Source organism: Bacillus cereus group sp. BfR-BA-01382, from assembly GCF_022663475.1.
Taxonomy (GTDB): Bacteria; Bacillota; Bacilli; order Bacillales; family Bacillaceae_G; genus Bacillus_A; species Bacillus_A thuringiensis_S.
In genome coordinates, this window is the sequence record NZ_JAKUFQ010000032.1 from 12837 (window position 1) to 27355 (window position 14519).

The following is a 14519-nucleotide window of genomic DNA, read 5'->3' on the forward strand; positions in this document are numbered from 1 at the left end:
CTGTTAGTAAAAAATGAGGATAGTTCGTTTTGAAAGGAGGGAACTAGATGGAATGGAAACCAAATCGTGCAGATAAGACACCTGTATATAAACAAATTGCTGATTATATTGAAAGAGGCATTTCTTCAGGTGAATTTCCTTCTGATAGTAAGTTACCTTCTGAGCGTATATTGGCAAAGGGATTACAGGTGAACCGGAGTACAATAGTAGCTGCGTATGAAGAATTAAAATCACTTGGAGTAGTAGAACGGCAAAAGGGAAGCGGAACACGGGTCAATACAGACATATGGGGTGTCTCACATAAACGAATACCGAACTGGGGTAGGTACGTGGAGGACGGATCATTCTTACCTAACGTACCACTCGTTCAACAAATTCGAACGGAAACACAAAAAGATGATTTAATTAATTTAGCAAGTGGTGAACTGTCACCAGAATTAATTCCAAGTGATAGATTTCGAACAATTTTGTCGGAGAAAACATTTATGGAAAACCTCGGTTATGACCATCCACTTGGAAATGAGATGTTGAGAAAAACAATTTCAGCACATGTTCAGCAATATAAACAAATTGAAGCAGATTCAAGCTCTATTCTTATTACGTCTGGAGCACAACAGGCGCTTAATCTTATCGTTCAATGTTTATTAAAACCTGGCGATGCGATCGCGATTGAAGATCCTTCGTATTGTTTTTCGCTTCCAATGTTTAAATCGGCCGGTTTAAACATATTTCATTTACCTGTTGATGAGCATGGAATGAATCCAGATGACTTAATCGATTTGCACAAAAAGCATCGCATTCGGATGGTATTTTTGAATCCAGATTATCAGAATCCAACGGGTACTGTACTTTCATTAGCGAGACGTAAAAAGATTTTAGAACTGTCTTCTGAGTTCGGTATACCAATTGTAGAAGATGATCCGTATAGTTTAATTTCTTTTAATGGAGAAGTGAATCCGACATTAAAATCAATGGATCAAAATGGAAATGTTCTTTATATAAGTTCATTATCAAAAATTGTTGCATCAGGATTACGTATTGGATGGATAATTGGTCCTATACGAGTAATTGAGCGTTTAGCAGATGCAAAGCAACAAGTTGATTTTGGCCATAGTGTATTTACGCAGTGGGTAGCAAATCAATTTTTAGAATCAAAGGATTTTCATACACATATTACGATACTTCGTGGACAATTAAAGCAAAGAAGAGATGAATTAATTACAGAGCTTGAAGGAACATTGGGAGACCGAGTTGAATGTTTCGTGCCAGAGGGTGGAATACATGTATGGTGTAAAGTGAAAGGAAAGTTTGATGAATATCACTTATTAGGTGAATCTATACGGAATGGTGTCGCATTTGTTCCGGGCAGTGTTTTAGGTTCGAAAAATGAATATATACGATTTACGTTTGGTAGAGCGAATATAGAACAAATTCAACTTGGAATTAAACGGTTTGCTTACACGCTAAATGAGATTTCATAATATGGATGTGTGATAGTGAAATGAGGGAAATAAATGAAGTACGTGACGCTTTTACTTCAAGTAGGCGTGCTATATGTATTTAGCTTAGTGGGTATGTGGATTCAGGAAATATTCCATCTATCAATACCGGGAAGTTTAATAGGGATGTTAATACTGTTCCTGTTTCTTTTCACTCGCGTTCTACCGTTAAAGTGGTTTGAGTTAGGTGCGGAAAAGTTAATCGTATTTTTACCGTTATTTTTAATCCCTTCGACAACAGGGCTCATGGAATACGGATCTTTTCTTTTAAGTAAGGGGAGTATTATATTCCTTTTAGTAGTTGCAAGTACTATAGTAACTTTAATTGTTTCAGGTTATATAAGTCAATTATTAGTAACATCAAAAAAATAAAATCGACAAGGTGCACGATTCAAATGGTCTTAATTATTATTACTGTAGCAATTTATTTCTTGGCGACAAATCTATATAAAAAATTTACGTTTGCATTTACGTTACCGGTGTTAACAGTTACGGCAATTATGATTTGTTTATTTTTGATTTTTGGTATTTCTCATCATGAGTATAGGGAAAATGGTGGAGACATTCTTTCAAGCTTATTGAGCCCTGCAATTGTAGCATTAGCCATACCTCTATTTAAAGAGCGAAAGATACTGATGAAAAATTTTTTATCGATACTTATCGGAGTAGTGATAGGTATAGTGGCTGTAACGAGCATGAATGTAGTGATTGGCGGAATTTTAAATATAGATAAGGAACTTATATTAACTACTTTACCACAGTTAGCAACGATGCCTATTGCCCTTTCATTAGCGGATCAAATTGGTGGTATTCCATCTATGACTTCTAGTTTTGTAGTTGTTGCAGGGATAACAGGTGCTATTGTCGGACCGACAGTACTTAAGTTTTTCAGTATAACAAGTACGATTGGAAAAGGAGTTGGAATGGGCTGTGCATCACATATTATCGGTGTGAGTCGTTTAGTGAAGGAAGGCGAGAAAGAAGCGACTATCGGTTCGGTAACGATGATTGTAACTGGAATACTCATTAGTATACTAATACCGTATGGAACGAAATTTATTTTTTAAATGTAATGGAGATGATAACAATGACAACATGGTTTATAGTTACATTATTTGTTTTTGGAGCTATTAAAGTATTAGTTTCTAGTATGCCCACTTCTGTTGTAGAATCAATTATTAGTAAATTTGAGTTGCATCAAAAACTTGAGGCGGAAAATACTTCTATATCAATAGATGGAAAAAATATAGAGGGAGAAATGAAACTACAAGTTATTCATGAATTTAATGAAGCTTTGTTTTTAGATAAACATTATTTCCCGCCGCACGGAGAAGGGACACCAATAGTCATTGATACGAAGAAAGGGAATAAAGAGATTAGGTTTTCTCTATATAGCTATGAGGAACATATTGATGTCATTAAGCAATATAAGAAGAAAGTCGTTGCCTATCGTTTACGCTCTAAAAGCCTACAAACACTGGCACCATTAGCAATAATGGAAGAGTATGCTTAAGAAGGGACCTATAATGGTCTCTTTATTTTTTTATCCAATTATATATGTTCCAAATAAAAGAATGGAAAATCATATAACCAAATAAAGAATATGTATGGTTCCAATTCGTACTGTGTATAAATAAACCTAAACTTTCAGCAATCTGTTCAAAAAGGCTAGCACAAATACCAATTGAAATAATAAATAGAATTCTAGAAACTTTAGATAATTTTTTTGAAATGTGTATAAAGATAACTGTTAAAATCGGCAGTACGAATAATGTAAAAGCTATATTAACCGAAAATGTGGATGAGAAGGGTCTAGCTGGAAAGGAATATATTTGTTTATGAACAAAAAAAGCATCTAAACAAGTTCCAATAATAGCAGAGAGAAAGATTGTAACTACTAATGCTAGAAACTCATTCTTCTTCTCGGAGGAGGACATTTTTCTTTGCGAGAATTGCGAGTTCAATTTTTTCGAGTGTTTTGCAGTAGTCTTCTGTAATTTGTCCATTTATATTTTCCTCCTTATCAACTAAATAATGTACAACTTGCCAATCGGTAAACCAATCTTCACTGTCAACTTCCTCATGCTTCATATCTCGCCATGCATAGATGAGTGCAGGGCTGTATATGCGATAAGCGTCATTTCGTAACTGGCATTTTTTTATTCGGCGCTTATAAAACTCACGGGAAAAAGATTCATTTACACTTGAAAATAAATGGGGCCAGTAATCTTTCCTTGATCCCGTGTGCGGATGGTGTTGGGCCCAGCTTATTATTTGAGATAAAACATGTGTATCTCGAAATAATAATGAATATAATCTTTTTCCAATTAATATTCGTTCATGTAAGGAAGTGAAATGTTTCATTGTATCACCAAATAGTAACACTTTTTGTTTCTTATCATTTTCGTAGAATGGGAAAAGGATATGATTAAACTGAAAGAAATCAAAGAGTTTAAATCCAATACTATTTAGTACAGTCTTTTTAAATTGTACATTTTGAATCACTCTTTTTTCTAAGTAGTTTTGTTCATTAATAATAGTTGCAATGGCTAATGTTTTTTTGTTGCCTGTTTTCCAAAAATCGTTCCACATCGTTTCCATAAATGTAGAAACATTTAGGTGAGGGAGAAGGTGAAATAACTTTTGTGATTTCTTTACACTTTGTTCGTAAAGTAAAAATTGAGGGTATACATCTTGGAAAATAAGCCAATTCCCTCTTTCTAAAAAAGAAAAAAATATGAATTGATCTTTCTCTGATAAGATTCTCGTATATAAATCGCCCTTTAAATCAGTCATATTCCAACCGCCGTTACGTGATACCATATGTCCAAGCAGTGCCCAATGTATTTCTGGATATTGAATGTAAAATTGGTAGTATGCGCGTGTTCTTGTAACATTATTTTTATTTAGCTGTTCTGTTTGTATTTTTATTTTGTTGATGATGAGTTGCTCTTCTTTCGTTAATTTATACAAGGTATCAGAAGGAATAAGCTTGCTTTTTTGTTTCAATTCATTTTTTACATCGAATAGGGAGAGGGGCAGTGCTTTGGAAGGTCCGTTATATGTATGATTTGAATTGCTTTGGTCCATTCCGTTACCTCCCTTTTTCATAAATTTAAACATGATTATTGGCTATGAATCATTCTATTTATCCCGCTATTTGCCGGGTAGTAAGATCCCCACCTCAAAATTCAGCGGAAGCAAAGATGTTCGGTGGGGGATCAACTGCCCGTAAAAGCCCGATTGGTGAGGGCTGATAATTAGTGGGGGATGAACAATATCCCCACTGATTAAAGTTTCACTTTATTTTATTACGAGTATAAGAAATAAATGAGCGGTGTTTTTTTACAAGGAATTTATTTATCATGCAAACAGTATAAAAAATCTTACTGTTGTGAGGTGAAATGAAAAACAGAAACGTTGTTTAATAGTTTCTGTTTTTTATTTTGTCAATTAAATGTAACAAACGACGATTATGATTTGAATCAATTGAAAATAATTCAATAAATACTATTTAAATTGAGATGTTTCGTAGGAGGAAAAGGAATGTTAAATAAAATAATTTTAATTACTGGTGGTACAGGTTCGTGGGGGCATGAACTTATAAAACAACTATTAGAAAAATCACCGAAAGAAATTAGAATTTTTTCAAGAAATGAAACGGTTCAGTTTGAAATGCAGCAACAGTTTATAAATGATGAAAGGTTAAAATTTATTATTGGAGATATTCGTGATAAAGATCAACTAGTCTATGCTTGCCAAGGTGTACATTATATATTTCATCTTGCAGCTTTAAAACACGTTCCAGTATGTGAGTATTATCCTTATGAAGCTATAAAAACCAACATACATGGTACGCAAAATGTAATTGAAGCCTCTATACAGATGCGAGTTGAAAAAGTTATATATGTTTCAACGGATAAAGCAGCTGATCCATCAAATACGTATGGGATGACAAAAGCAATTGGTGAAAAATTAATGGTTCATGCGAATATACAAACGAAGAAAACAAAATTCATTTGTGTTCGTGGTGGAAATGTTTTAGGGACGAGTGGAAGTGTAGTACCGCTTTTTAAACAACAAATTAAAAAATCTTCACAAGTAGGGATTACCGATGCGAATATGACTAGATTTTTCTTAACAGTTGAAGATGCTGTTGGATTGTTATTTAAAGCCGTATATCAAGGTAGAGGCGGGGAAATCTTTGTTATGAAAATGCCGGCATGTAAAATAACAGATTTAGCAGAAGTGTTAATTGAAGATTCGGAAAAAAAGAACGTTAAGGTAAAAGAGGTAGGGATAAGACCAGGTGAAAAATTAAGTGAAATGCTTTTATCTGAGGTAGAGAGTAAAACAAGTATAAGTTTTGATCAAAATTATTTTGTGGTACTACCGACCATTCCTATAGAAGGACTTCAAGAATATTATTCTAGCTATCCGCTAGTGGATGTGAAGAGTTTTAGTTCTCAACAAGACTTACTTGCAAAACATGAGGTGAAACAAATGCTATTAAAAGGAGGATTTTTGCGATGAAAAAAAATGCGAGCCTTTTAATAACTGGTGCAAATGGTTTTACAGGACGCCATGCTTGCCAATATTTTTTAGAGCAGGGCTTTCATGTAATTCCTATGTTTCAAAATCGTGCACATAGAGAAAAAATTAGAAATGGTATTACTTGTAATTTAACTAATAAGAGCGAAGTAATAAAGGTAATGAAACAAATAAAGCCAGACTACGTATTGCATTTAGCAGGAAGGAATTCGGTCATAGAATCTTGGACATCTGCTCTTGAATATATAGAGATTAACGTAATAGGAACGTTATATTTATTAGAAGCAATTAAGCAAGAAGCATCGCATTGTAGAACATTAGTTATAGGATCTGCTTTGCAAGCAGATAGTATGGACGAAATGAAAATTTCAAATCCATATAGTTTAAGTAAAACGATGCAAGTCATTATTGCAGAGGCTTGGGGAGAATTAATGGATTCAAATATTATCATTGCAAAGCCTTCAAATTTAATTGGTCCAGGGGTATCGAATGGCATTTGTTCGATTCTCGCAAAGAAAATGATAGATATAGAATCAGGTAGAAGTAAAGCTATTATTGAAGTAAACAGTTTGAAAGATAGTAGAGATTTTCTAGATGTACGTGATGCGGTTAAAGCGTATCATGTGTTATTACGAGATGGAATAAATGGAAAACAATATAACATCGGATCAGGAGTAAAACGATCTTTATTAGATGTACTAGAACAATATAAAGAATTAACACAGCTAAATTTTTTTATAGAGGAAACAGAGAAAAGTGGGAGCGACTCAAATGAGAGTTTAGTAATAGAGGAAATAAAAAGGTTAGGTTGGATCCCAGAAATTGAATTTCATCAATCATTAAAAGATGTACTTGAGTATGCGAAGTGTAGTGACATCTGCATGCAATGAAAAACAAAAAAGGGTGTAAGAAATATATGAATGGTTATGAAGTAATAGATAATCAAAATACGCTATTTCTTTCAATTGTTGATACGCTGGACTGGAAAGATGAAGAAGCGCATGTATTGCGTCTTTATGAGGCAATACATAAATATCAAGCGTATGTAGAAGAAAAAAGGGTTAATCGAATAAAGTCAGCATTAGAGACCGAAACTAGGTATGTGATTCAAATCTTTGCTCAATATGAGTGTAGTGAGTATGGAAATGATTTTTATGAACTCATTAAAGATCTTTTACAAGATATAGAGGTGGAGTTAAAGATTTATATAAAAAATAATAAGTTTATTTACATTTAAAAGGTAAATATAAAGCTAGATTTTTAATAATAAAGGTGGGTATAAGTTATGAGCAAAACGATTCTTTTTACTGGGGGCGGTACAGCCGGACACGTTATGATTAATATTGTATTAATTCCTAAATTTATAGAGCAAGGATGGAGAGTCGAGTATATTGGATCCAAAAATGGAATTGAAAAATCATTAGTGAAAAATGTTAAATACAATAGTGTTTCAACGGGCAAGCTTAGGAGATATTGGGATTGGGAGAATTTTAAAGATCCTTTTAAAATTATAAGCGGTTGTTTACAAAGTTATAAATTAATTAAGAAAACAAAGCCTGACGTTATCTTTTCAGCAGGAGGATTTGTTTCAGTTCCTGTAGCTATAGGAGCATGGTTAAATCGTGTGCCTATAATTATACGTGAACCAGATAGCACATTAGGACTTGCCAATAAAATAGCATTACCTTTTGCTACAAAGCTATGCACAACATTTCCTCAGACAGGAGAAAATGTAAGTAATGAGAAGAAGGTTTATGTAGGACCGATTGTAAGGGAAGAAATTGAGAAGGGTAACGTATTAAGAGGAAGAAGATATTGTGAATTTCAACAAGATAAACCAGTGTTATTAATTATGGGTGGGAGTCAAGGTGCTAAATGGATAAATGATATGGTAAGGAAATGTTTAGATACAATACTATTAAACTTTAATATTATTCATATATGTGGTAAAGGGAAGGTAGACCCATCTATTGGCATGGAGGGGTATATGCAATTTGAATATATAGGAGACGAGTTGCCGCATATACTAAATATGGCAAGTGTTGTAGTTTCCAGAGCGGGTTCTACTGCTATTTCTGAATTGTTATTTTTGAAGAAACCGATGTTGCTTATCCCGTTAACTAACAGTTCCAGTAGGGGAGATCAAGGTTTAAATGCTGAATATTTTTCACGGCAAGGATATGCGGAAGTAATACTCCAAGACAGAGTAAATACGAATACATTTATACATGCAGTAAATAAGTTGTATACAAATCAGGAGAAATATATTCAAAACATGAATGAATATAAAAAAACAAATGATGAGGGGATTCATCAATTAGTAGATATAATAAATGATGTGGTGAAGTAATAGAAATGTAAATGGAAAAACAAAAGGAAAGAAGGTATCTTCTTTCCTTTTTACTATATTTGTTCAAATTTATTGTTAGTTATTCCAATTAGCTATGTAATATGGGTGAATGCCGTTTTCTAATAGCTCAGTAAATGCATCAATATGAATAGGCTTACTGTAATAATAACCTTGAATAAACTGACATTTATTTTTTTGAAGGAAATTTACGTGCTCTTTTGTTTCTACACCTTCAGCAATGACAGACATTCCTAGTGTATTTGCTAATGTGATGATTGTTTTAATAATTTCCATTCCATCATCACATGTTTCAGACATTGTAATAAATTCTCTCGGAATTTTTAATGTATCAATTGGATATAAAGGTAAGTAGGCTAGCGAAGAATAACCTGTACCAAAGTCGTCGATTGAAATGTGAATCCCTAGACTTTTTAGTGTACGCAGTTTTATCAATGTTTCTCGTTCATCCATCATTGCAATTCGCTCTGTTAATTCAAGATCAAGAGAGCTTGCTGGTAAACCTGTATTTGTTAAAGTAGAAGAAATAGACCTTACAAAATCCTCTTGTTCAAATTCTTTAGCAGATAAATTTACACCTATTTTTAAATGTGAATATCCGAGTCCGTGCCAACGTTTCATTTGCTTACAAGCCTGCTCTAATGTCCATTTTCCTATTGAAATAATTTGTAGTGTTTCTTCTGCAATCGGAATAAACTCGTATGGAGAAATAATACCTAATTCAGGATGATTCCACCTAATTAAAGCTTCTGCACCGATGATTTTATTAGATTCACTATCAACTTGAGGTTGATACAAAAGGAACAATTCTTCATTTTGTAGTGCGTTTGGTAAATCTTTTTCTAATCGTAATCGTCTTTCAATTTTTTTAGCGATTACATCGTCATAAATAGAGAGAGAGTTAAGCTCTTTTGCTTTTGCATCATACATTGCAACATTGGCGTTTTTCAGGAGTGTAGCGGTATCGATTCCGGAATGTGGATAAATAGCGATGCCGATACTCAGTGATAAAGTTAATTTATGCTCATGTATGATAAATGATTTTTTCATGCATTCAAATAATTGGTTACATAATTGGAATAAGTAATCTTCGTCAGTATAGTTTTCAATTATGATTGTAAATTCATCGCCACCGATTCTTGAAAGATGAGTATGTGATGGAAGACATGATTGGAATCGCTTTGCTACTTCTTCTAATATGTAATCTCCTGACGAATGTCCAAGTGTATCGTTAATTGCTTTAAAGCGATCTAAATCTAAATATAATAATGCAAACTCGCTTTCTGCTATTTTAGCATTTTTTATAACTCTCTTTAATTTTTTATGAAAAAAGGCACGGTTCCCAATTTTCGTTACTGTGTCATGGAATGCTAAATATTTAATTTCTTCTTGCTGTTTTTTTAGTGCAGTAATATCTTTCACCATAATATAGCTTCCTGAAATTTGTCCGTCTATTATAATAGGAATGATTGTAACGTATAAAAAATAAGTAAAGCCATCTTTATATTGAGAACTAAGTTGTAAGGATGCCGATTCTTGTTGTTTCACTTTCTCTAATGCCAATGCTAGCTTATGCTTATCTTCATCTAAAATAATCGAAAAACAAGTTTCACCTAGTAACTCATCCGTTGGTGCACCAAGTAGTACACTCCCAGCCTTATTTACATTTAAGAATATTCCATTTAAATCAATGGTGAAAATAGGGTCAGGATGATATTCATATAATGATTTAAACTTTTGTTGTTTTTGAGAAAGAGCCTCTGATTTATGAACTAAATCAGACGTCCGTAAAGTAACTTTTTCTTCTAGTTGGGCATTAAATGCCTGCAAACGTTTTGTTAAGGAATTGTTTTGCATACGTACGATAGAATGACGAATGAGTACGAAAATAAAAGTAATACAATTTCCTGTAATGAGAGTTGAAGATGATGTTTGTTCTTTTAATGTAAACCCGATTAGTATTGCAACAGCAAGATAGGGAAATACAACTAAAGCTTTTTTTCCTATTATAGGGTTTACAATGAAATAATTTTTATGGCTATTATGATCTTCTGGAATAGAGCCAGCTATTGCAATAAGTAATATAGGTATTCTATATAAAAGACGTAATAATGTTATCGTTTCAGTTGATAAGTGGTTATTTAAGTAAAAATAAATATAGTTAAAAGTTGCAGAACTTATTAATACAAAAATAAAGATATAAATTTTCCGTTTGGATTTAAAAATTGTTGGACGGAAAAAGAGACTAACACCTAGCAGCAGAAATAATAAATCTGCAATTGGGTATAAAAATGAAAGGAAAACATCTCCTAGTGAAAGAGAGAATATATTTAAACTTGGTTGGTTAAATAAATACCATTCTAATGTAAATATGGAAGTAAGTACTATGCATATATCACAAATAAAGAACGCTTTTTCCCATTTATTGCATTCCTTTAAAATTTTATAGCAGAAAGCGATAAGACAGAAAAATAGAAAAAACATGTAAAATACGTCAGAAACAGTAAAACGATGTATTGGAATTTCGAAGAAGCTATCCTGATATGTATATACTATTTTCCCTAATAAAAAACTACCAATTGCTATTGTAATACATATCCAAAACGGATTTGAACTGACTTTTTTAGAATATATAGAGTAAATCAGTGATACAAATGTAATGGCTTCAACGATAAGTGAAGCGAAGCGTACATCTGAATTTGAAAAATGAGTAGGGAACAGATAGAAAAACATAAAATAGATTGAATAGCATATTAATGTCCCAATTAATATACATAATTGTAAATTTTTATTTAATTTCAATGAAATCACCTTCTTTAATTATGTACTATGTTCGTTATATCTATACATAATAATATTATTTAAGAATTGTATCAGATTTCCTTATAAAAATCATGTTTATAAGGAAAGTGTTAAATAGTGTAAGTATTCTTAAAGTTAAAAAAACATTGTGGTTGATAGTATAGACTGTATCAAGATTTTAAATAGAAATTGTATATTTAGTCATCCTTTGAATTGTAAAGTTTTTTTAGTGATTTGTAAGTGGAGATGCAAAATTGCATATAAAATGATGAGGATTTTTTAGGCGAGATTTTTATTTTAAATCTGAAAATTAACATTTGTGAAAATATAGGGAAAGGATATAGAATAAGAACGTGTATTCTTACAGAGTGGATAGTATTGCCACTAAATAGGGAGGTTTTTTTATGATATATCGAATTAAAGATGCAGAAATATACTATGAAATTGTGGGAGAGGGTAAACCGGTCATTATCATACATGGCTGCGCCCCTGATCATAGGTTAATGATGAAATGTATGGAATCAGTATTTCAGAAATATGAAGGTTATAAGCGAATATATATTGATTTACCTGGTATGGGGAAATCGAACGCTCCAAATTGGATAAATAGTTCAGATCGTATAGTAGAAGTGCTTATCACATTTATTGAGGAAATCATTTCTACTGTAAAATTTTTATTGGTAGGAGAATCATATGGAGGCTATTTAGCCAAAGGTATACTTACAAAGATGTTTGAGAGAGTTAGCGGATTACTATTAGTATGTCCTGTTGTTGTAGCGGAGCCAGAAAAAAGGATTCTTCCAGATAAACAGGTAATTGTACAAGATGAGGAATTTTTAAATACGCTTACTTCCACGGAAAGAGAGAAATTTTGTGAGTTAGCTGTAATAGCAAATGAATATACATATACGCGATTTAAAGAAGAAATTAAGCCTGGGTTAGATGTTGCTAATTATGAATTTATTGAAAGGTTGCAAAAGAATTACTCTCTTACTATGGATTTTCAGCGTGAAAAATATGAAAAGCCCGTTCTTTTACTGACTGGAAGACAAGATATATCAGTAGGTTATCAAAATATTATAGAAATTATTGAAGAATATCCCAGGGCAACATTAGCAGTGTTAGATATGGCAGGGCATAATTTGCAAATTGAGCAGCCTGAATTATTTGAGAGTTTAGTAGGAGAATGGATTAGACGAACAAATCAGCACATTTTATAAAGTATTTTAGTATTACACTTAAGTGTTGAAATGGGATAAATGAACGTGATGTATTAACTAATAAACAATTTTAAGGAGAAATTATGAGCACATATATTTATATGGTTAGACATGGTGAATCACCAAAACTAGAAGGAAATGAAAGAATGCGCGGGTTAACTGAGAAGGGACGTATGGATGCCCGTAGAGTAACTGACATATTAAAAGCGGAGAAAATTGATACTTTTATTTCCAGTCCCTATAATCGGGCTATGTTAACGATAGAGGAGTCAGCTAATTTCCATGAAAAAGAAATAGTAATATATGAAAATCTTAAAGAGTGTATGTTTTCAAGTGAGGGTCAGGTTATATCAGACAAAGAGGTGTATCCACTTGTACAGAAGATGTTCTCTAATCCGGACTTTTCACGAACAGAAGGAGAGTCATATGCAGATTGCCAGAGAAGAGTAGTGAAAGTATTAAAAGAAATCTTAATAGATTTTCAAGGACGCAAAATTGTAATTGGTACACATGGGCTTGTCATGACATTAATGATGAACTATTTTGATAAACAATATGGTTTTGAATTTTTAATGAATACGTCAAAACCGGATATATATAAGATGGAGTTTAAAGAAGAACAATTAATGAATGTAGAGAGATTATGGAAAGCGGAATAAAATTAGTTGCATGGATTTTGTTGTAAAAGTTACTTTTATAGCAAAGTCTTTTTTTGAATAGAAAGCATCTTTATCAACTATTTTTAGAATGTTAAATCAATAAGTAATTATTCAGTATTTGAATAAATTATGGGGGAATTGGTTTAGGGAAACAATTTTAAATGTGTCAAAACTCCAAACGTTGGATTTATATTCAATAGGAGAAAAAGATGTAGAATTTTGTCTTACAGTCCCCGTTTACTTTTCATTTCATTACATATAGGCTTTGTGGTGTAAGGGGGACATCACCTTTACGCAAAATCTATAAGGAGGTCATTGTAATGAAACAGATTAAAAAGTTTGCGGGAGTTGCTTTAGCGGGGACGATTGGATTAAGTGGACTACTGTTTTTAGAACCAAGTGTAAGCGTTGCGGAAGCACAGCAAGTGAAAGTGGAAAATTTCAATACAATTGATGTAACGATGGATCTAAATGAATTGTATGTATTAAGTGGCAGAAGTATTGATATTCTTTCTGGAGATAAAGAAGCAATTCAGTTAAATAAATACACAATTAGTTTTAATAAACCTGGGAAGTATGTGATTAAAGTAAATGGTTGTATTTATGATGATGTATATACTTTTATTGTGAATGAGTAGTATTATATATTCTTAAATTGCGAGATAAAAACAGAAACACCCTATTTGCGGCGGGAGTCGTAAATAGGGTGAATTTATTTGCATTAAGCAGTACTTTAAATATGTTCACTAATTTTCTTTTTGTTATGTAAAGTATGTAAAAGTGTTTGAAACATCTTAAATGATTGCTGAAAGATTGGACTTTGAATAAAGGTGTACAGAAAAGTTACGATGAAAACAGGACCGCCTAGCATAAATCCAACAACTAGTACAATACATTCTACTATGATTCTAGCACGGCTAATAGAAAGTCCTGTTTTGTCGGAAATAGTAAGCATGAATCCATCACGAGGGCCAGCGCCAATCCCAGCTGCAACGTACATCCCTCCCCCGATACCTGTAATGGCAATACCAGAAAATAAAATGAGTAAGTTTATCCATAAATAATTACTAGCGTCTGGAAGCATGTTTGATTGTAAGAAAAAGTCCATAATGGGACCGATAAGTAGTGCATTCAAAAATGTACCGACATTTATATATTTTCGATCTACTAGTAAAGATATTAGAACGAGACATAACCCACATATGACACTCCACGTACCAATGGTCCATCCAAACTTTTGGTAGAGAGCCATATTTAAAACTTCCCAAGGGTGCAAGCCTAGAAATTTAACTTTGACCGCAAGAGCATTTCCAAGGCCAAAGAAAATTAATCCTAAGAAAAAAAGAAAATAGCGAAAGAGAGTTAGCCTCATCTTTAAAACCTCCCATATTTTATAATTATGTATGTTACCTGTTACGGT

15 protein-coding genes are annotated in these 14519 nt (G+C 32.7%); 11 read left to right on the forward strand and 4 right to left on the reverse strand.

The window, feature by feature from the left end; translation table 11 throughout:
* The first annotated feature begins 47 nt into the window (after positions 1–47).
* From pdxR to MR160_RS15030, 4 genes are read left to right on the forward strand one after another with little or no spacing between them, the layout of a single operon-like run.
* Positions 48–1481 (forward strand): MocR-like pyridoxine biosynthesis transcription factor PdxR, encoded by a 1434-nt coding sequence (gene pdxR, locus MR160_RS15015; protein ID WP_000454959.1) that lies wholly within the window; start codon positions 48–50, stop codon positions 1479–1481.
* Positions 1482–1514: 33 nt separating this feature from the next.
* Positions 1515–1871 carry a CidA/LrgA family holin-like protein gene (locus tag MR160_RS15020; protein ID WP_000878483.1) on the forward strand — a complete coding sequence of 119 codons (357 nt, stop codon included), beginning with the start codon at positions 1515–1517 and terminating at the stop codon, positions 1869–1871.
* Positions 1872–1894: 23 nt separating this feature from the next.
* Positions 1895–2566, forward strand: coding sequence for an LrgB family protein (locus tag MR160_RS15025; protein WP_000242949.1), 672 nt, complete (start codon positions 1895–1897; stop codon positions 2564–2566).
* A gap of 20 nt (positions 2567–2586) precedes the next feature.
* Positions 2587–3012, forward strand: coding sequence for a YfmQ family protein (locus MR160_RS15030; protein ID WP_000214632.1), 426 nt, complete (start codon positions 2587–2589; stop codon positions 3010–3012).
* Between the two features lie 22 nt (positions 3013–3034).
* Here MR160_RS15030 and MR160_RS15035 read toward each other — a convergent pair whose 3' ends face one another.
* Entirely contained in the window at positions 3035–3436 is a 402-nt protein-coding gene (locus MR160_RS15035) for a CBO0543 family protein (protein ID WP_042595508.1), read from the reverse strand.
* Positions 3411–4589, reverse strand: a complete 1179-nt coding sequence (locus tag MR160_RS15040) for a DUF2515 domain-containing protein (RefSeq protein WP_000372811.1) — start codon at positions 4587–4589, stop codon at positions 3411–3413. Before MR160_RS15040 ends, MR160_RS15035 begins: the two co-directional genes overlap by 26 nt.
* A 456-nt stretch (positions 4590–5045) precedes the next feature.
* Here MR160_RS15040 and MR160_RS15045 point away from each other — a divergent pair, with 456 nt between their 5' ends.
* From MR160_RS15045 to MR160_RS15060, 4 genes are read left to right on the forward strand one after another with little or no spacing between them, the layout of a single operon-like run.
* Positions 5046–6032, forward strand: a complete 987-nt coding sequence (locus MR160_RS15045) for a UDP-N-acetylglucosamine 4,6-dehydratase family protein (RefSeq protein ID WP_097891011.1) — start codon at positions 5046–5048, stop codon at positions 6030–6032.
* A complete protein-coding gene (locus MR160_RS15050) occupies positions 6029–6940 on the forward strand; it encodes an SDR family oxidoreductase (RefSeq protein WP_000739089.1) in 912 nt (303 codons plus the stop codon). The genes MR160_RS15045 and MR160_RS15050 overlap by 4 nt, the downstream gene beginning before the upstream one ends.
* Complete coding sequence (locus MR160_RS15055; protein WP_002082318.1) at positions 6937–7287, forward strand: DUF6572 domain-containing protein; 351 nt, start codon at positions 6937–6939, stop codon at positions 7285–7287. Before MR160_RS15050 ends, MR160_RS15055 begins: the two co-directional genes overlap by 4 nt.
* 48 nt (positions 7288–7335) lie before the next feature.
* The gene (locus MR160_RS15060; RefSeq protein WP_000047567.1) at positions 7336–8400 is read left to right on the forward strand and encodes an undecaprenyldiphospho-muramoylpentapeptide beta-N-acetylglucosaminyltransferase; all 1065 of its coding nucleotides are present in this window, start codon (positions 7336–7338) and stop codon (positions 8398–8400) included.
* Positions 8401–8475: 75 nt separating this feature from the next.
* Here MR160_RS15060 and MR160_RS15065 read toward each other — a convergent pair whose 3' ends face one another.
* Positions 8476–11220, reverse strand: a complete 2745-nt coding sequence (locus tag MR160_RS15065) for a sensor domain-containing protein (RefSeq protein WP_000773541.1) — start codon at positions 11218–11220, stop codon at positions 8476–8478.
* Between the two features lie 404 nt (positions 11221–11624).
* Between MR160_RS15065 and MR160_RS15070 the strand changes: the two genes are divergently transcribed.
* From MR160_RS15070 to MR160_RS15080, 3 genes are all read left to right on the forward strand, one after another.
* Positions 11625–12440 carry an alpha/beta fold hydrolase gene (locus tag MR160_RS15070; RefSeq protein ID WP_097891013.1) on the forward strand — a complete coding sequence of 272 codons (816 nt, stop codon included), beginning with the start codon at positions 11625–11627 and terminating at the stop codon, positions 12438–12440.
* Between the two features lie 83 nt (positions 12441–12523).
* Positions 12524–13099, forward strand: a complete 576-nt coding sequence (locus tag MR160_RS15075; RefSeq protein WP_097891015.1) for a histidine phosphatase family protein — start codon at positions 12524–12526, stop codon at positions 13097–13099.
* A 320-nt stretch (positions 13100–13419) separates the two neighbouring features.
* A complete protein-coding gene (locus MR160_RS15080; protein WP_000809494.1) occupies positions 13420–13737 on the forward strand; it encodes a hypothetical protein in 318 nt (105 codons plus the stop codon).
* A gap of 95 nt (positions 13738–13832) precedes the next feature.
* Here the strand turns inward: MR160_RS15080 and MR160_RS15085 are convergent, their stop codons facing one another.
* A complete protein-coding gene (locus MR160_RS15085; RefSeq protein WP_001241258.1) occupies positions 13833–14471 on the reverse strand; it encodes a YczE/YyaS/YitT family protein in 639 nt (212 codons plus the stop codon).
* Positions 14472–14519 lie beyond the last annotated feature (48 nt).